This window comes from Saccharopolyspora karakumensis (genome assembly GCF_004349225.1).
Taxonomy (GTDB): domain Bacteria; phylum Actinomycetota; class Actinomycetes; order Mycobacteriales; family Pseudonocardiaceae; genus Saccharopolyspora; species Saccharopolyspora endophytica.
On record NZ_SMLA01000041.1, the window covers coordinates 1 to 17,818 of the forward strand.

Here is a 17,818-nt window from a genome sequence, read left to right on the forward strand (position 1 = left end):
GGTCCCAACCCACCCCTCATCCACCTCGCCCCACCGGTTTTCGACGCAGGTGACCCGATCACGGCCGAATTCAGGTCCCCGATCACGGCCGTTCTCGGGTTCCTGATTGCGGCGGTAATCCGGGTTCGGATCGAGGCGGTGATCGGGTCAGCCCAGGGTTCTCGGTGCGGTCATCGAGGAGTCCAGGGGCGGTGGGTTGAGGAAGGGCCGCAACCCGGGGTTCAGGAGAGGGCGACGACCGGGGTTCGGCCGACTCCTCGCCAGGACAGGCCGGCTCGGCGGAGGACGTCGGGGTCGAGGTGGTTGCGGGTGTCGACGACGACCAGGCCGTTGAGGGCTTCGGCGATGAGGTTCCAGTCCAGGGCGCGGAACTCCTGCCACTCGGTGAGCAGCACCAGCGCCGACGCTCCCTTCGCCGCCTGGTACGGGTCGTCGACCAGCGTCAGCCCGGCGGGCAGCTCCGGTTCGTCGCCGCGCAGCCCCGGGTCGTAGGCGATCAGCTCGGCGCCCTGCTCACCCAGCAGCTGGGCGACCTCCAGCGCGGGCGAGTCGCGCAGGTCGTCGGTGCCGGCCTTGAACGTCAGGCCCAGCAGCCCGATCCGCTCGCCGTCCAGCGAACCGCCGCAGGCCTCGCGGACCTTGCCGACCATCCGCTGCCGCTGGTGGGAGTTCGACGAGATGGTGGCCTGCAGCAGCGGGAAGTCGAACTCGACCGCCTCGGCCACCTGCAGCAGCGCCGCGGTGTCCTTGGGCAGGCAGGAACCGCCCCAGCCAGGCCCGGGTTGCAGGAACGACTGGCCGATCCGCCGGTCGTAGCCCATGCCCTCGGTGACGTCGGTGATGTCCGCGCCCAGCTGCTCGCACAGCTCCGCGATCGCGTTGACGTAGGACAGCTTGGTGGCCAGGAAGCAGTTCGCCGCGTACTTCACCATCTCCGCGCTGGCGGCGTCGGTGAGCACCGTCGGCGCGCCCAGCCGGGCGTAGAGGGCGGCGACGCGCTCAGCGGCGTCCTGGGTGTCGGAACCGACGACGATGCGGTCCGGGTTGAGGAAGTCGTGCACCGCCGAGCCCTCGCGCAGGAACTCGGGGTTGCTGACCACCGCGACGTCCTCGCGGCCCAGGTGCTCGGCGAGCCGCTTCGAGGTCCCCACCGGAACCGTCGACTTGGTGACCATCACGCACCCGGTGGGCAGCACGTCGCGGACCTCGCGGGCGACGGCCTCCACCACGGCCAGGTCGGCGGCGCCGCCGGAACCCATCGGGGTCGGCACGCACAGGAACACGACCTCGGCCTCGGCGACCGCACCGGCGGAACCGACGACGAACTCCAGTCGCCCGGCGGCGATCCCCTCCTGCACCAGCTCGGCCAGGCCGGGCTCGTGGATGCGGACCTCGCCGCGGGACAGCTCGGCGACCTTCTCCTCGTTGACATCGCTGCACACCACCCGGTGGCCGAGCGAAGCCAGACACGCACCGGTGGTCAGTCCGACGTACCCGGTGCCGACAACGACGATTCGACGGGCGAACACAGGCCCCAACCCCTTCACCTCGTACGACCAGGCGGTCGCCTCTGCCCCCTCGAAAATCGATCGTGGCACATCTTCGAGCTGGGAAAACCCGCTTCGCTCAGAGTTCACGAGCTATATGTCGCAGGTGACGAGTTGGGAACCTGCCGTTTAGGCTGCGCGCGTGGATCAGCGACGTCTGGGGGAATCGGGTCTCGCGGTGAGCGCGGTCGGTCTCGGCTGCAACAACCTCGGAAGACCCGGTACCGCCACCGAAACCCTCGCCGGAGCCCGCGCCGTCGTCGACGCGGCGCTGGATGCCGGCATCACCTTCTTCGACGTGGCCGACGCCTACGGCTCACCTCGCGGACGCAGCGAGGAGCTGCTCGGGCAGTCCCTGTCCGGGCGGCGCGACCTGGCGGTCATCGCCACCAAGTTCGGCATGGACATGCAGGGCACCAACGGTCCGGACTTCGGCGCCCGCGGTTCCCGCCGCTACGTGCGCCGCGCGGTGGAGTCCTCGCTGCGACGGCTGGGAACCGACTGGATCGACCTGTACCAGCTGCACCGGCCGGACCCGCTGACACCGCTGGAGGAAACCCTCTCGGTGCTCGACGACCTGGTCCGCGAGGGCAAGATCCGCTACGTCGGGCACTGCAACCTGCCCGGCTGGCAGGTGGCCGACGCGTCCTGGACGGCGAACTCGGCGGGCCTGACCGCGCCGGTGTCCAGCCAGCACCACTACTCGCTGCTCTCCCGCGAGGTGGAACGCGAGGTCGTGCCCGCCACGCAGCGCTTCGGGCTCGGCCTGCTGCCGTACTTCCCGCTGGCCAACGGCCTGCTGACCGGCAAGTACCGGCGAGACCAGATCCCTCCGGCGGACAGCAGGCTGGCCGGGCGCGCGCAACTGCTGGCCGACGCTCCGTGGGAGCGGATCGAGAAGCTGCGGATCTTCGCCGAGCAGCGCGGCATCACGATGAGCACCGTGGCGCTCGGCTGGCTCGCCGCGCAGGACCCGGTCGCCTCGGTCATCGCCGGCGCCACCACCCCCGACCAGGTCCAGGCAAACGCGCAGACCGCGAACTGGGTCCCGGGACCGGACGACCTCGCGACGCTGAACAGCATCTGCCCGGCGGCGTGACCGGCGGCGGAGCCGTCGCCATCAGCGCGGCTCGCCGAGCGAAGTGACCACGAAAGACGGAGGAACGTTCAGAATGCAGATCACCGACACCGCAGCGATCGTCACCGGAGGCGCCTCCGGGCTCGGGGCCGCGACGGCACGAGCGCTGGCCGGGCGGGGCGCGAAGGTGTTCGCGGTGGACCTGCCGGGCGCGATCGAGAAGGCTCCGATCGTCGACGGCATCACCTACACCGCCGCCGACGTCACCGACGCCGACCAGGTGCAGACCGCCGTCGAGCAGGCCGCGGGCTCCGGCAACCCGCTGCGGATCCTGGTGAACTGCGCGGGAATCGGCCCCTCGGCCCGCATCGCCGGCCGCAAGGGCGTGCACGACCTCGACCTGTTCCGCAAGGTCCTGGAGATCAACCTGCTCGGCAGCTTCAACGTCATGCGGCTGGCCGCCGCCGCGATCGGCGAGACCGAGGCCGACCAGCACGGACAGCGCGGCGTGGTGATCAACACCGCGTCGGTGGCGGCCTACGACGGCCAGATCGGGCAGGCCGCCTACGCTGCGTCCAAGGGCGGCGTCGCGAGCCTGACCCTGCCCGCCGCCCGCGACCTGTCGTCGAGCGGGATCCGGGTCATGACCATCGCCCCGGGCATCGTGGACACCCCGATGCTGGCGACCGTCAGCGACGAGTTCCGGCAGGGCCTGGCCGACGGCGTCCCGTTCCCCAAGCGCCTCGGCACCCCCGAGGACTACGCGCAGCTGGCGCTCGACATCGTCGAGCACGACTACCTCAACGGCGAGGTCATCCGCATGGACGGAGCGCTCCGCATGGCCCCTCGCTAGATCGCGTGATGAGCGGTCCGGGAGGACGCTCTCGTGCGCGTCAGAGGTCTTCAGCGTAGGGGATCTGGTCCGCCGCGTCCGAGGTCATCCAGGTCCGGATCGTGTACGTGGCGCGGACGTCGTCCTCGTTGTAGGTGAGGAGGCGTTCGCGCTGCGTGAGGTCCCGCTCGCCGCCGTCCAGCGCGACCGCGTCGCGGTACCAGCGCATCGAGTTCTCGCCGCTGGCCTCCGGATCGCGCCAGCCGAACCCGGCGCTGGGGGCGATCACCTTGAGGCCCTTGCCGTTCGGGCACAGGAACTGATCGCGGACCACCGCGAACAGGTCGACCCACTCGGCGGAGTTGATGAACTCCTTGACCTCGGAGACCGGTGGGACACCGGGTTTGCCGGCGAAGCGCTCGGCCGAGGCCAGCATCCAGCGGTTCTCCGCCAGCTCGTTGTAGCAGTAGGCGCGGAAGCTCAGACCGCGCTCGAAGGCCTTGCGGCGGACGCCGGTGAACCAGCTCCAGAACTCCGCGAACGACCGGGCCTCGTCGTCGTCCGGCAGCGGCTCCCAGGTGACGAACGCCCGGTAGCCCTGCTCCTCGCCGATGTCGGTGCCCGACAGCCAGCAGCCCCACATGTAGGCGCCGGCGTCGGCGTAGCTCTCCATGTCCACATCGATCTCGACGTCACCGCGCGGCACGTCGAGATCGCGGACCCGCCGCACCAGCGGCATCTCCCGCAGCCACGCCTTGGCCAGCAGGATCGCATCGGTGTTGCGCACGCCGGTGAGCTGCAGGTCCTCGGCGCCCTCCAGCGGAGTGGCCGCCAGCTGGTCGATCGTGCCGATGCCCCGCTCGCGCAGCGCGGTGGCGTCCTCGCCGCGCACCACCAGGCTCACGTCGCGCCGGTCGCGCAGCTGGGACTCGCAGGTCGGCCACCACGGGCAGCCGCGGCACTCGGTGATCCGGGAGGGCTGCGCCAGCGGATCGTCGCCCCGGGCGGCGGCGGTGGCCACCGCGAGCCGGTCGCCGAAGCGCGCGTCGTACTCGGCGAGCGCGGTGCGCCCGCCGGGCCAGTTGGGGCTGCGCAGGTCGTGCCAGACGACCACGTCGGCCTCCACGCCGATCGCACCGGCCGTGCGGTCGCCCGCGCCGTGGCCGCACGCCTCCAGCAGCCGGACCGCGTGCACCAGCCGGAGCTGGTCGCGGGGCTGCGGGCGAACCTTGCGGGTCGTGTCGACCTTCGCGGCCTCGGGCACCGGTCGCTCGATCGGCGAAACCTTCGCTCCGCTACCGGGGTCGGTGATCTTGTGCCGGACCACCAGGACCGGGACGTAGCCGTTGCCGCTGCGCACCAGCAGGTCGATCGCGCCGCGGCGACCGCCTTCGGCGTCGTCGGGCAGCTGCGCGCCGGAGATGTGGGGAACGCCCTCGCCCATCGCGTCGAGGGTGAGCCGCGCGCGGTCGGCGTAGGTCGCTCCTCGCGGGATCTCGGTCCAGTCCGCGCCCAGCAGCTCGCCCAGCTGGGCGGCGACGGAGCGGCGGTGCTCGGCGGCGTCGGCGATGCGCTGCTCGACGCCCAGGTCCAGGGGCGCGGTCGAGACGTCGCGCATCTCCGGATCGTTCTCCAGGTGCACGCGTCGACGGCAACGCGTCACCACGCCTGCGTCGAGCAGCACCTCATCCTTCACGGGTAAAGGGTATGCGGTGGCCCCGACAGCCGCGCCCATCACCCCGGTGACATCGCGTGCCTGCGTCGACCACTCCCGGTGCACACCCGATCGCGTTCTGCTTTCGTGCGCTCGTCCATCCGGACTTATGGTGATCGCGGTGCTGGGAATTCGCGGATCCGGGGAGGTGTGCGCGGTGAGGAAACTCGCCAGGCGACGCGGGAAGATCACTCAGGGTGCCCAGCGGGGGTGCCGGAAGTGCGCCGTCAAGAAGACGAAGGCCGAGAACAAGGCGCGACGCCAGATCGACAAGGCGGCCCGGAAGGCGGCGGCCCGCAGCAAGGCCGCCGAGAAGAAGGCCGCCCGGAAACCGGCTGCCCAGAGCGCTCCCGCGCAGCAGGCCGATCCCGCGACGCCCCCGCCGCTGACGTCCGCGCCGGTCGGCAAGAAGGCGGCGAAGGCGCTGCTCAAGGCCGACAAGCAGACGGCGAAGGCGATCAAGAAGGGCGAGTTCGGGACGGTCACCCCCGGCAACGCCAAGAAGATCGTCGGGATCGCCAAGATCGTCGGTCCGGTGCTCCTGCCGTTCGCCCTGCGCGCGGTGAGCACGGTGCGTGAGAGCTACGACCGCTCCCGCGCCCGCAAGCTGGGCGTCCCGGTCGACGACCTCGGCAAGTTCACCGGCCACGGGGCCTCGCTGCACGCCCGGATCGCCGGCGACTCGGTCGCCCTGCGCGACCTGCGCGAGCAGTCCACCGGTGAGGAGCGCGGCCACGCCAGGACCTACGCCGACCAGGCCGAAGCCCGCCTCGCGCAGCTGACCAGCGCGGTCCGCGCCGCCGAGCGGATGCCCTCGCCGCGCCGCAGGTCGGCGCACCGCGCGGTCGACCAGGAGCTCTCGCGCATCGAGAGCGAACTGCTCACCCGCTTCGGCGTGCCGACCGGGTGAAGACGGAGGTGGGGCGCCTCCTGTCGCGGAGACGCCCCACCACTCGCAGCGGTGAATCAGCTCTGACCGGGGATCTTCACCAGGCCCTGTTCGGCCATCCAGTCACGCGCGACGTCGGCCGGGTCCCGGCCTTCGACGTCGACCTGCGCGTTGAGCTTCATCAGTTCCTCGTTGGTCAACTTCTCCGAGATCGGCTGGAAGACCTGCGCCAGCTGCGGGTAGCGCTTCAGCATCTCGTCGCGGAGGGTGACCCCGATGTTGTACCGGGGGAAGAACTGCTTGTCGTCGGCCAGCACCTTCAGGTTCAGCGACTTGATCCGGCCGTCGGTGGTGAACACCTCGCCGAACGTGCACGTCCCCTGCGCCGTGGCCTGGTAGATCGCACCCTCGGTGAGGACCTTGACCTTGCTCGGGTCGGTCTTGAACCCGTAGGTCTCCTCCACGCCCGGCAGACCGTCGTTGCGGCTGGCGAACTCGGTGTCCACGCAGAACGTGGCGTCCTCCGGGTGCTCGGCCATGATCCTCGGGATGTCCGAGTTCTTCTGCACGCCCAGGCGCTTGGCGGCGTCCTGGTTCACGGCGAACGCGTAGGTGTTGTCCACCTGGTAGTCGACCGCGACCCAGGCCACGCCGTTGCGCTCCAGGTCCTGCTTCTTGACGGCCTCGAACTGGGCGCGGGCGTCCGGGATCGGGTCGGTGTTGCCGTTGTAGTTGACCCAGGACGTGCCCGTGTAGTCCCACAGGATGTCGATCTGGTCGTTGGTCAGCGCGTTGCGCGCGGTGGTCGAGCCCTGGATGGAGCTCAGGTCCCGCACGTTGGCACCGGCCGCGGCCAGCGCGAACTCGCCGAGGTAGCCCATGATGAGCTGCTCGGTGAAGTTCTTCGAGCCCACCGTGATCGTCTGGCCCTCCAGCTCCGGAACGGGCTGGATGATGCCCGGCTCCACCGCCAGCGGAACCGACGAACCCGAGCTGAGCCCGCATCCCGACAGCATCAACCCGGCCATCGCCAGCGAGGCCGCCTTGAGCGCACGACTGCGCTTGCGGAGATTCATCGCAACCCCCTCGGCGACAGGTAGGTCTCGGCCAGCGCGCCGAGCCAGTCGACCAGCAGCGCCAGCGCCATCGCCAGCACCGAGCCGACGATCATGACCGTGTAGTCGTTGAGCTTGTAACCGGTGTCGATGAGCTCGCCGAGGCCACCCGCGCCGACGAACAGAGCCAGCGTCGCGGTTCCCACCGCCAGCACCAGCGCGGTCCGCAGACCGGCGAGGATGAACGGCACGGCCAGCGGCATCTCGATGCGCATCAGCACGCTCGCGCCGGACATGCCGATGCCGCGACCCGCGTCGACCAGCGACGCGTCCACCGACTGCAGCCCCACGATGGTGTTGCGCAGGACCGGCAGCAGCGCGTAGAAGGCGATCGGCAGCGTCGCGATCCAGAACCCGGTGGAACCGCCGGTGAACAGGAAGAACAGCACCAGCAGACCCATCGAGGGCGCCGCCTGGCCGATGTTGGCGATGCCGATCACCAGCGGTGCGATGCGGCGGGCCCAGCTGCGGCTGAGCAGCACGCCCAGCGGCACCGCGACCAGCACCACGATCAGCGCCACCGCGATGCTGATCAGGAAGTGCGTCCAGGTCAGGCTCAGGATCGTCGTCGAGTTGAGGCTGCGCAGCGTCACCTCGTCGTTGTCCCTGGTGAACGCCCAGCCCAGCACCGCCGCGACCAGCACCACCACGGTCACCGGCTGCGCGAGCAGCCGCAGCCGCTCGGCGCTGCCGGACCCGGAGTCGGAAGCGAAAGTGCTGCTCATGAGGCGTCAGCCCCAGACCCGGCGGCGTCCGACCCCGCGGGCTCCTCCGCGTCGTCGGAGGCGTTCTCCTCGCGCAGCGCCTTGATCGTGTTCATCACGGTGTCGATGTCGACCACGCCGACGTACTCACCGCGAGAGCCCACGACCACGGCCACCCCGTCGTCGTCGGTCAGGATCGCCTCGAGGGCGTCCTGCAGGGTCGAGGCCCGCGACACCGAGTCCTCCACCGGACGGCCGGCCCGCGACAGGTCGGAGACCGAACCCGCCTCGCGTGCGGTCGCCCAGCGCAGCGGGCGGTTGCGCTTGTCGAGCACCAAGCCGATCGCGCCACGGCGGGTGCCCAGACGTTCGCGCAGCACCGAAGGTAAGTCGTCGACCGTCGCGGTCGGAACCTCGCCGACCTCGATCTCGCGCACGCGGCGCAGCGTGAGCTGCTTGAGGGCCGCGCCCGCCCCGACGAATCCGGCGACGGTGTCGTCGGCCGGGTTGGTCAGGATCGCTTCCGGGGTGTCGTACTGCAGGATCTTCGAGCGCTCGCCCAGCACCGCGATCCGGTCGCCGAGCTTGACCGCCTCGTCGAAGTCGTGCGTGACGAACACGATCGTTTTACCCAGGTCTGCCTGCAGGCGCATCAGCTCGTCCTGCAGCACACCGCGGGTGATCGGGTCCACCGCGCCGAACGGCTCGTCCATCAGCAGCACCGGCGGGTTGGCAGCGAGCGCGCGGGCGACGCCGACGCGCTGCTGCTGTCCACCGGAGAGCTGCCGCGGGTAGCGGTCCCGGTACTCGGCCGGGTCTAGGTTGACCAGGTCGAGCATCTCGTCCACTCGCTCGGACGTGCGCTTCTTGTCCCAGCCGACCAGGCCCGGGACCATGCCGACGTTGTCGCCGACGGTCATGTGCGGGAACAGGCCGGCCTGCTGGATGGAGTAGCCGATCTCGCGACGCAGCTTGTCCGCGTCCAGGCCGAGCACGTCCTGCCCGCCGATGCTGATCTTGCCGGAGGTCGGTTCGATCAAGCGGTTGATCATGCGCATGGTGGTCGTCTTGCCCGAACCCGAGGGTCCGACCAGCACCACCGTCTCCCCAGCGGGGATCGTCATGGTCACCGACTCGACGGCCGCCTGCTTCTGCCCCGGGTAGCGCTTGGAGACCTCTTCGAGCTTGATCTCCACGCCGTGCCCGGCGGTCTTCTTGTCGTCGTCAGCCACGGATACCTCTCGAAGTCGTTAACCGCCCGAACAGCACGAACAACGCGTCGAGCACCAGCGCCAAGATGACCACCCCGACAGTGCCTGCGAGGGCCATGTTCAGCGCGTTCGCGCCGCCCAGCTGGCCCAGGCCCATGAACAGCAGGTTCCCGAGACCGGGACCCTTGGCGTAGGCGGCGATGGCGGCGATGCCCATCAACATCTGGGCGCTCACCCGCATGCCGGCGAGGATCGCCGGCCAAGCGAGGCGGAGTTCGACGCGGGTGAGAACGCTGAACCGGTTCATGCCGATTCCTCGCGCCGCGTCCAGGATCGGCTGGTCGACGTTGGACAGGCCGACGATCGTGTTCCGCACGATCGGCAACAACGCGTAGAGCACGAGCGTCACCACCGACGGGGCCACTCCCAGGCCGAACACCGGGATCAGCAGGCCGAAGAGCGCGAAGGACGGGATCGTCAGGATCGCGCTGGAGAGAGCGGTGGCGATCGCCGCCCCGGCGGGGCTGCGGTAGACCGCAACCCCGACCAGGACACCGATGATCGTTGCCAGCAGGATGCACTGAATCACCATGCTGACGTGCTGGTACGAGTTCACCAGCAACGATTGCCACCTGGATGCAACGTAGTCCAGGAGATTCAATTATTTACTCTTTCTTGCCGGCTTCCGCCGATTCGGACTCCTCGTCAGAGGGTTCCGCAGGAGTCGTGACCAGCTGGAATTCGCCGTCGTGCTCTTCAGTACCGGCGATGACGGCCTGCTCGAGCACCTCCGCACCCTTCTGGTCGCGAACGGTGATGTCGTCGGAGCGCAGGTCCTTGAGCATGGCCACGCACATGAAGATCATCACGATCGCGAACGGCAGCGCACCGATGAACGTGAGGTTCTGGATGCCTTCCAGCGCCTTGTCCTGGCCGATCACCAACATCACCGCGGCGACCGCACCGGTGGCGGCACCCCAGAAGATGACGACCCACTTGCTCGGCTCGATCGCGCCCCGCTGCGACAGCGTGCCCATCACGATGGACGCGGCGTCGGCACCGGAGACGAAGAAGATCGCGACCAGGACCATCACCAGGACGGCGGTGACCATCGCCAGCGGCAGGTGGTCGAGCACCGCGAAGGTCTGCGCCTCCGCGCTGCCGTCGCCGTAGACGTTGGTGCCACCCTTCTGGGTGTCGATCGAGGCACCACCGAAGATCGCGAACCACACGAGGCTCACGACGCTGGGCACCAGCATCACGCCACCGATGAACTGGCGGATCGTGCGGCCCCGGCTGATCCGGGCGATGAACATGCCCACGAAGGGCGTCCAGGAGATCCACCAGGCCCAGTAGAAGACGGTCCAGCTGCTCAGCCAGTCCTGCATCTCCGCGCCACCGGTGGCACCGGCGCGCGATGCCATCTGTCCGAACTCGCTCATGTAGGAACCGACCGCGGTGGGCAGCAGGTCCAGGATGAACACGGTCGGGCCGAGGATGAAGACGAACAGAGCCAGGATGGCGGCCAGCACCATGTTGATGTTGGACAGCCACTGGATGCCCTTCTCCACGCCCGAGACCGCGGAGAGGATGAAGCAGAGCGTCAGCACGGCGATGATGCCGACCAGCACGTTGGTGCCGGCCTCACCGATCGGCCAGTTGGCCGCCTGCATACCGGCCTTGATCTGCAGCGCACCCAGACCCAGCGAGGCCGCGGAGCCGAACAGCGTCGCGAACAGCGCCAGGATGTCGATGACCTTGCCCAGCGGGCCCTCGGCGGCCTTCTTGCCGATCAGCGGCGTGAAGACGCCCGAGATGGTCTGCTTGCGACCGCGGCGGAAGCTGCTGTAGGCGATCGCCAGACCCGCCACCGCGTAGATCGCCCACGGGTGCAGGGTCCAGTGGAACAACGAGGTCGACATGGCCGTGTTGATGGCCTCTTCGCTCTCGCCCGGGACGGTGCCCGGCGGCGGGGAGACGAAGTGGCTCAGCGGCTCGCTCACGCCGTAGAACATCAGGCCGATGCCCATACCGGCGCTGAACATCATGGCGATCCAGGACACCGTGCGGAACTCGGGTCCTTCGCCGTCACCGCCCAGCGGGATCCTGCCGTACTTGCTGAAGGCCAGGAACAGGGCGAAGACCACGAACCCGGTGGCCGCGAGCACGAAGCCCCAGCCGGTGTTCTTGATCAGCCAGGTCAACGCCGTCGAAGAGGCGTTGCTGAGCGAATCGGTCGCCAAAGCGCCCCACGCGACCACCGCGAACATGATGAGCGCAGTGACACCGAAGACGACCCAGTCCGTTCTGGGTTTGCCGAGGAACTCGGCATCTGGTTCGGAGGAATGACCGCCCTTGGCGGGTCCCCCACTTTGTTCAGTTTCGGTCGACACAGGTATCGGCGCCGACTTTCGGCGACGCCCCCTCCTCTCCGTCGTCGGTTACGACGTTTTCGGAACCAATCGAACCGCTTATTCGGGCAGTTGGTGGCTCCAAATCGTCGGCAACCTATAAACCGTGACCCAATCGGGTTAACAAGGCAAGCTCACCTGCGGTCAGCGTGGCCGAACCGACACCTAGACTGACCAACCGTGAAGGCTGGTCTGACACCTACGCAGGGCGCTCTGCGCGTCCTGCGCGGTGCCGGTGTGGCCTGCACAGCGGCGTCACTGTCCGTAGCCGCTCACGCGGCCGCGGGCGGGTCGCTCCCAGGCGTGGGAACGACCGTCGTGATCACCGTTCTGCTGACCGGTGCCGGGGTGGCACTCGCTGATCGCAAGCGCGGGTCGTGGGGCATTCTAGGGGCACTCGCGGTCAGCCAACTGGCACTTCACTTCTTTCTCGAGCTGACCGCCCTCGGCCACCACGGTTCCGGGCACCTCCACGGCCCCTCCCCGATCCCGGTCTCGCCGTGGCTGATGACCCTCGGCCACGTGATCGTCACGCTGCTGACGGCGCTGGTCATGGCTCATGCCGAACAGGTACTGTTCGTAGTCACCCGGTTGTTGCAAGCCATCTTCCCCAGGAAGACGACGCCGTTACCGGTTGTGACGCCACCGCCTGCGGTCTGCGTGCCCGCGCCGGTGCCGCGGACCCTCGCCCAACTGATCTACCAGCGGATTCACGGCCGCCGCGGCCCCCCGAAATCTCCCGCAGAAAGCAACGATCCGGTGTATATCGCTGTTCGATCATTGCCATTTCGTTGAATCGCGCATACACGCGCGCGATTGTCCGAACGAGCACGGGAGATTCCAAGAGAACATGTCGACAAATCGATTCCTGGCGCGGTCCGCGAGTTGGATCACCGCGGGCGGCATCGCCCTCGCAATGGGCACCGCTCCCGCCTACGCGCACGTGAGCGCACAGCCTGAAGAGGCCGAGAAGGGCGGCTACGCCAAAATCGCGTTCCGGGTTCCCAACGAGGACCCGGTGGCCGGGACCGTCCAGGTCAAGGTCCAGCTCCCCGAGCAGCACCCGCTGAGCTCGGTGCGCACCAAGCCGATCCCCGGCTGGACCGCGCAGGTGGAGAAGGCGCAGATCCCGCCGGTGATGGTGGACGGTGCGCAGGTCACCGAGGCGGTCCGCAGCATCACCTGGACCGCGCAGCCGGGCACCCGGATCGGGCCGAACGAGTTCAACGAGTTCGAGGCCACGCTGGGAGCGCTGCCGGAGAACGCCGACGAGCTGATGCTGCCCACCACCCAGACCTACGACAACGGCAAGGTCGTGGACTGGAACCAGCCGACGCCCCCGAGCGGCGAGGAGCCTGAGCACCCGGCACCGGTGCTGAAGCTGGTCGCCGCGGAAGGCGGCGGCCACAGCCACGGCGGAACGCCGTCCGGATCCGGCGGACAGGAAGCCGACCAGCACGGATCATCGGACGACACGGCCCGCTACCTCGGCGGCGCCGGGCTGATCGTCGGTGCGCTGGGCCTCGGCGTCGGCGGCGGCGCCCTGCTGCGCGGACGTCGTTCCGGTGGGGACGCGTCATGAGGCGGTTGCTGACCGTCGGCGCGTTCGCACTGGCCGCGCTCATCGGCGGCGCCGCTCCGGCGCTCGCGCACAACGTGCTGGTCGGCAGCGATCCGGCCGAGGGCGCGCAGCTGTCCGCGGGCCCGCGCGAGGTCCGGTTGACCTTCGACCAGCCGGTCCGCGCGGGCGAGTCCTACAACACCGTCAACGTGGTGGGTCCGGACGGCTCGTTCTGGACGGACGGACCGGCTCGGGTCGAGGGCAACTCGGTCATCGCCCCGGTCCGCGAGCTCGGACCGGCCGGCACCTACACCGTGGGTTACCGGATCCTGTCCAGCGACGGGCACCCGGTTCCGGGCAAGGTCAGCTTCACCCTGACCGCCCCCGGCAAGGGCACCCCGGCCCCCGGCCCGCAGGGCGGGCAGAACTCCGGGCAGCCCGCTGACCAGGCGGAATCCGACTCCGGTGGGATGCCGATCTGGCCGTGGATCGCCGGTGCGGTCGTGGTCGTGATCGCCGGTCTGGTCCTGGCCCTGCGCCTGGGCGCGCCGAAGAGGTGAATCCCCGGGAGGGTGTCCGGACTCCGCGTCCGGGCGCCCTCCCGCTCCGCTTTCCGCGCAATTCCCGATCTCGTACTCGGCGGAAGTCGCGATCACGATTCCAGTGGAATTCCGCGTTCCGATTCCCGCGCGAATTCCTCGATCACTTCGTGCGGAGCTGGATCGCCCCCGCGACCCCGGAGTCCAGAGACCCCTCGCGAACCAGGTTCGGCGGGACCATGAACCACGGCTGCGACCCGCCCTCCGGCCCCCAGACCGGGAGGTAGGACTGGTCGATCAGCGAGATCGCGAAGTCCGTCGACACCTCGTTCCCCCTGCCCAGCGCCGCGGTCCCCTGCCACGGCATCACCGCCGACCCGCCCAGCGGCACGAAGCGGAACCGGCCCTGCTCCGGCCGCAGCGACAGGCTCATCCGGACCCGGTCGTGCCGCCACATCGCGGCGTAGTCGAGCTCGGCGTCCACGTGCTTGTTGGCCAGGTACGTGATCGTCTCGTCCCAGGCCAGGGCCAGCAGCTCGCGGCGAGTCCCGCCCAGCTCCGGATCGTCCAGGTCGAACGGGTCGGCGTAGACCCGGCGGGAGAACTCCACCGGATCGTCGCCGGCGTCCGGGACGTCGACCGCGTGCACGATCGAGCGGAACATCTCCGCGAACCTGGGCTGACCGGCGCAGCCCGGATCGCGCTCGTCGGCCTCGGCCAGCGCGCCGCGCGGATCGACCCGCACGTCCAGCCCGGCCACGGCCGACTCGTAGCGGTCGCGGTGGTGGGCCAGCAACTCGGCGCGCGTCGCCGCATCACCGCACCCGAACTCCGCCGCCGCCTCGTCGATGTTGCGCACCGAGACCACCCGGTCCGCCCCGGTCAGGTCCAACATCCGCCGGAACTCCCGCTGGTAGCCGCGGTACCGGCTGACGTCGCGCACCCGGAAGTGGCTCGGGTCGGCCAGCGCCGTCACCCGGATCCCCGGCGGGTGCACCCGTCTCACCGCGGTGTCGAGCTGCAACAGCCGGGCGAGCATCGCCACCTCGGCCAGGTCCGGCAAGCCGCCCAGAGCTTTCAAGCGCGACCCGTCCTGCTTCGTCGGCGGTCCCAGCAGCACCAGCTCGGCCGGTTCGCCCTCGGCCACCGCGCGCGAGAGATCGTGATCGGCCTGCTCCCACGGGTAGGCCGTGCGGGACGCGCCGAACAGCTTCGCCTGCATGACCTGCCAGATCGCCCGCGTCGTCCCCAGCTCGATGGCCGCCACCCGGTCACCTAGCCGGGCACCGGTCTCCTCCGCCTTCCGGCACAGCTCCCGCACGATCTCCGCCTGCTCGTCGGTGGAGAGCCGGACGCCCTGCCGCCACAGCGTCGGCCGGGTGCGCATCTCCCCGAGCCGGAGCTGGGCGATCGAGGTGGCGTGCGACAACCCGGGTCTCGCCAGGTGGCCCCGGCCCAGCGGTGTCGGCTGCGGCAGCGCCTCGAAGGTCGCGATGGCGTCCGGCTCGTCGACGCCGGTGAACCCCGGCGCGGCGACCGGCACCACCACGGCCTGCGGGAACGCCGATCGGAGGGCCTCGAGGTTGGCGGCCTTGTCGTCGAAGGCGGCCACCGGTTCCCAGCCGGTCATGCCGCGCAGCGCGGTGACCTTCTGCTCGCCGACGTCCGCGCCCTCGTCGCTGGTGCGCAGGTCGAGGTGGCCGAGACCGTGCCGGGCCAGCGCCTCTTCGGTGGCCGCCCGCATCCGGTGCCGCCGCCCGGTCACCAGCACCACTCGACCACCGGCCTGCTCGACGTCGCCGGCGAACTGCCGCACGCCGGGCGCGAGCTCGTCGGTCAGCAGCGCCTCCCGGTCCCATGAGATCGCCCGCCGGAACTCCGCGTGCTCCACGTCCTCCGGCAACCCGGCGATCTCCCGGAACCGCCGCCACCCCGGCTCGTACAAGCCGGGCAGCACCGGCAGCCGACCGGTCACGCCGATCGCCGCGAGCGCCGCTCGCACCCGCGCCCGCGGGTGCAAGGCGCAGAAGTCCAGATCGAGGGCGACCAGCGGGCGCGGCACCGCGGGGTCCCTGCGGTGCGCGGCCGAGCGGTCCTTGACCAGCCGCAACACCTGCTGGAGCAGCTCGTGCTGGGCGGAGGGGACGTGATGCAGATGAGGGCTCCACGGGTGTTCGCCCGCGAGCACCGACAGCAGCCCCGCCGAGCAGAACCGCAGCTCGCGGGCGAGGACGCCGGCGACCTCCGGGCTGATCGCGGTCAACCTGCGGTGCAGCACGGTGATCGCCTCGGCCACGCGGTCCGGGTCGGCGGGCTCCAGGCGGGGCACCACCACCCGGCCGCTCGGCAGGTGCACGCCGAGCTCGCCCACCGGGACCTTCCCGGCCGCCAGCAGTCCCCGGACCGTGATCACCACGGGCCGCACGACGCGCTCGACCAGCTCGTCCTCGGCGATGTCCAGCGGCTCCGCCAGCGGGATCGTTCCGCGGGGTGCGGTTCCGACCATGCAGTACTTCGCGAGAAGGGAGTCGCGCGCGAGGTCCTCCAGCGCGCGTTCCGGCAGCGTGCCGGTTGCGTACACCGCGTCTCCTTAACGATTGCAGCGCTCATCAGGCCTTCCACGTGTGCGGATGGCGGCTGCGCGAGGAGGCGCGAGAGTTCGGTTCGACCGAAACCGACGACTACCGATCGGCGAACCCGCAGGTCACTGCGGGAAGATTCGGGTCTCCCACGGATCCGCGATGCGGTCCGGAGGACGAAGACGCGCAAGTCTGCGAGCGGTCATTCACCGTCGACGAACTGCACCGGAGCGAGCCCGTTCGGCTCGTCCATCCGCCGGAGCGCGGCGCGGGCACGTCGGTGGAGCTCCCGACGCGAGATCCAGCCCGCCGCGTAATGCCGGTACGCCTGAGCCACCAGCACCAGTTCGGCGAGGTGTTCGGCGTAGGGCTCGCGGAGTTCCGGCGGCAGCTGTCGCATCGACTCGAGGTGGTCGTCCACGATCTCGTTCAGCAGCCGCGCGCTGGCGAGCGCTCGGTCCCGGCGCGATCGCGGGGCCTGCTCACCCGGCGAGAACTCTGCGATCCTCATCGACAGCCCATCCGCTTAGCACCACTCGATGCACCAGTTCGCTCGTATGGTTTACCCCTTCAGGTCGAATCCTGTAACCAAAACCGACCAGAAAGGCACCGCAAACCGACCAAGAACGCCCTATCGGACGCATCAAGGTTGGACCGGAAGCGTCAGTGGATGCTTCCGTCCACACGAGACGTCAGCTGTACGGCGCCCACTGGGTGTCCAGATCGCCTTCCCGGATCGTGCGCAGCCGCCAGCTCAGCTGCTCGCGCACGCTCGGATTGGTGCGCAGGATCGGCAGCACCCCGGTGGTGATCTTGAGTTCGCGCAGCTCGCGCAGCACCGGGAAGCCCTCCCACGACGTGATGTCGAAGCCGTAGGCGTCGGCCAGCTCGCGGTGCCACTCGGCCGGATAGCCCATCCGCAGGCTGCCCACCGCGATCGGCGTCAGGTCCCACTCGGGCTGCCCGATGCACAGCGAGTCCAAATCGCACAGCAGCGGGCCGTCCGGACCACCGATCACGTTGCCCAGGTGGGCGTCGGCGTGGATGACCGCGCGCGGCAGCGGGAACTCCAGCCCGTCGAGCTGCTCCTCCAGGTAATCGCACCGCTGCTGGAGGAACGCGTGGTCCTCCGGGTCGATGTCCACCGCGTCGTTCAGCCGACGCCGGATGTCGGCCATCGGCCGCCAGGGCTTGAACGTCTCCTCGGCGAGCGGCTGGGAGTGCATCTGGCGCAGCAGATTCCCCAGATCGGCGCTGCCCGGCACCCGGCCCTCCTCGGGCACGAACTGCCACAGCGTCCCGCAGTGCGCACCGGAGTTGACCGGTTGCTCCACCCCCGGGAGCAACCGCACCGCGGGCACCCCGTGCATCGCGAGCCAGTGCGCGGCCTCGACGGCGGTGCGCGCCCGGTGGGCGAACGACGAGGACAGCACGACGCGAACGATCACGGGTTCGTCCCGAAGCAGGAAAACCCCGTTGTTGATGCACCTGATCAGCCGAGCGCCACGCGGGTTCAGGCCGACGGTCTCGCAGATCTCGGTCAGCGCCAGTTCCAGCTCCGGGGGGACGCTTTGACCCTGTTGAACCTGGTATGTCTTCATGCTCATGTTCTCAACACCGACGTCGCCGGCCGGTCGC

At 69.7% G+C, this 17,818-nt stretch carries 16 protein-coding genes; 6 read left to right on the top strand and 10 right to left on the bottom strand.

Annotation, left to right across the window (positions count from 1 at the left end; all coding sequences use genetic code 11):
* Nucleotides 1–221: 221 nt before the first annotated feature.
* Nucleotides 222–1,529, bottom strand: a complete 1,308-nt coding sequence (locus tag E1202_RS22365) for a UDP-glucose dehydrogenase family protein (protein WP_132685138.1) — start codon at nucleotides 1,527–1,529, stop codon at nucleotides 222–224.
* A 160-nt stretch (nucleotides 1,530–1,689) separates the two neighbouring features.
* On the opposite strand from E1202_RS22365, the gene E1202_RS22370 reads away from it, so the two are divergent.
* Both E1202_RS22370 and E1202_RS22375 read left to right on the top strand, forming a co-directional pair.
* Nucleotides 1,690–2,646: an aldo/keto reductase gene (locus E1202_RS22370; RefSeq protein ID WP_132685107.1), complete on the top strand. Its 957-nt coding sequence runs from the start codon at nucleotides 1,690–1,692 to the stop codon at nucleotides 2,644–2,646.
* A 73-nt stretch (nucleotides 2,647–2,719) separates the two neighbouring features.
* Nucleotides 2,720–3,478 carry an SDR family NAD(P)-dependent oxidoreductase gene (locus E1202_RS22375; RefSeq protein ID WP_132685108.1) on the top strand — a complete coding sequence of 253 codons (759 nt, stop codon included), beginning with the start codon at nucleotides 2,720–2,722 and terminating at the stop codon, nucleotides 3,476–3,478.
* Nucleotides 3,479–3,518: 40 nt separating this feature from the next.
* Here E1202_RS22375 and E1202_RS22380 read toward each other — a convergent pair whose 3' ends face one another.
* Entirely contained in the window at nucleotides 3,519–5,153 is a 1,635-nt protein-coding gene (locus E1202_RS22380; protein ID WP_132685109.1) for a TM0106 family RecB-like putative nuclease, read from the bottom strand.
* A 175-nt stretch (nucleotides 5,154–5,328) separates the two neighbouring features.
* On the opposite strand from E1202_RS22380, the gene E1202_RS32290 reads away from it, so the two are divergent.
* The gene (locus E1202_RS32290; RefSeq protein ID WP_235878859.1) at nucleotides 5,329–6,081 is read left to right on the top strand and encodes a DUF6474 family protein; all 753 of its coding nucleotides are present in this window, start codon (nucleotides 5,329–5,331) and stop codon (nucleotides 6,079–6,081) included.
* Nucleotides 6,082–6,137: 56 nt separating this feature from the next.
* Here the strand turns inward: E1202_RS32290 and E1202_RS22390 are convergent, their stop codons facing one another.
* Genes E1202_RS22390 through E1202_RS22410 form a run of 5 tightly spaced genes read right to left on the bottom strand, consistent with a single transcriptional unit; the run spans nucleotide 6,138 to nucleotide 11,360 of the window.
* Entirely contained in the window at nucleotides 6,138–7,136 is a 999-nt protein-coding gene (locus E1202_RS22390; protein ID WP_235878861.1) for a glycine betaine ABC transporter substrate-binding protein, read from the bottom strand.
* Nucleotides 7,133–7,900, bottom strand: coding sequence for an ABC transporter permease (locus E1202_RS22395; RefSeq protein ID WP_132677141.1), 768 nt, complete (start codon nucleotides 7,898–7,900; stop codon nucleotides 7,133–7,135). Before E1202_RS22395 ends, E1202_RS22390 begins: the two co-directional genes overlap by 4 nt.
* The gene (locus E1202_RS22400) at nucleotides 7,897–9,111 is read right to left on the bottom strand and encodes an ABC transporter ATP-binding protein (RefSeq protein WP_132685110.1); all 1,215 of its coding nucleotides are present in this window, start codon (nucleotides 9,109–9,111) and stop codon (nucleotides 7,897–7,899) included. Before E1202_RS22400 ends, E1202_RS22395 begins: the two co-directional genes overlap by 4 nt.
* Nucleotides 9,104–9,751 (bottom strand): ABC transporter permease, encoded by a 648-nt coding sequence (locus tag E1202_RS22405; RefSeq protein WP_132685111.1) that lies wholly within the window; start codon nucleotides 9,749–9,751, stop codon nucleotides 9,104–9,106. Before E1202_RS22405 ends, E1202_RS22400 begins: the two co-directional genes overlap by 8 nt.
* Nucleotides 9,752–9,755: 4 nt before the next feature.
* Nucleotides 9,756–11,360 (bottom strand): BCCT family transporter, encoded by a 1,605-nt coding sequence (locus E1202_RS22410; protein ID WP_235878864.1) that lies wholly within the window; start codon nucleotides 11,358–11,360, stop codon nucleotides 9,756–9,758.
* A 459-nt stretch (nucleotides 11,361–11,819) separates the two neighbouring features.
* On the opposite strand from E1202_RS22410, the gene E1202_RS22415 reads away from it, so the two are divergent.
* Genes E1202_RS22415 through E1202_RS22425 form a run of 3 tightly spaced genes read left to right on the top strand, consistent with a single transcriptional unit; the run spans nucleotide 11,820 to nucleotide 13,622 of the window.
* Nucleotides 11,820–12,296 carry a hypothetical protein gene (locus E1202_RS22415; RefSeq protein ID WP_132685113.1) on the top strand — a complete coding sequence of 159 codons (477 nt, stop codon included), beginning with the start codon at nucleotides 11,820–11,822 and terminating at the stop codon, nucleotides 12,294–12,296.
* A 55-nt stretch (nucleotides 12,297–12,351) separates the two neighbouring features.
* Nucleotides 12,352–13,083 carry a YcnI family copper-binding membrane protein gene (locus E1202_RS22420; protein ID WP_132685114.1) on the top strand — a complete coding sequence of 244 codons (732 nt, stop codon included), beginning with the start codon at nucleotides 12,352–12,354 and terminating at the stop codon, nucleotides 13,081–13,083.
* Nucleotides 13,080–13,622: a copper resistance CopC family protein gene (locus E1202_RS22425; RefSeq protein ID WP_132685115.1), complete on the top strand. Its 543-nt coding sequence runs from the start codon at nucleotides 13,080–13,082 to the stop codon at nucleotides 13,620–13,622. The genes E1202_RS22420 and E1202_RS22425 overlap by 4 nt, the downstream gene beginning before the upstream one ends.
* Nucleotides 13,623–13,764: 142 nt before the next feature.
* Here the strand turns inward: E1202_RS22425 and E1202_RS22430 are convergent, their stop codons facing one another.
* The 3 genes from E1202_RS22430 to E1202_RS22440 all read right to left on the bottom strand — a co-directional run bounded on the left by E1202_RS22430 (nucleotide 13,765) and on the right by E1202_RS22440 (nucleotide 17,787).
* Complete coding sequence (locus E1202_RS22430; protein ID WP_132685116.1) at nucleotides 13,765–16,182, bottom strand: L-tyrosine/L-tryptophan isonitrile synthase family protein; 2,418 nt, start codon at nucleotides 16,180–16,182, stop codon at nucleotides 13,765–13,767.
* Between the two features lie 200 nt (nucleotides 16,183–16,382).
* Entirely contained in the window at nucleotides 16,383–16,691 is a 309-nt protein-coding gene (locus tag E1202_RS22435) for a hypothetical protein (protein ID WP_132677156.1), read from the bottom strand.
* Nucleotides 16,692–16,872: 181 nt separating this feature from the next.
* On the bottom strand, nucleotides 16,873–17,787 hold the full coding sequence (locus E1202_RS22440; protein WP_235878866.1) for a phosphotransferase family protein: 915 nt from the start codon (nucleotides 17,785–17,787) through the stop codon (nucleotides 16,873–16,875).
* Nucleotides 17,788–17,818: the final 31 nt, after the last annotated feature.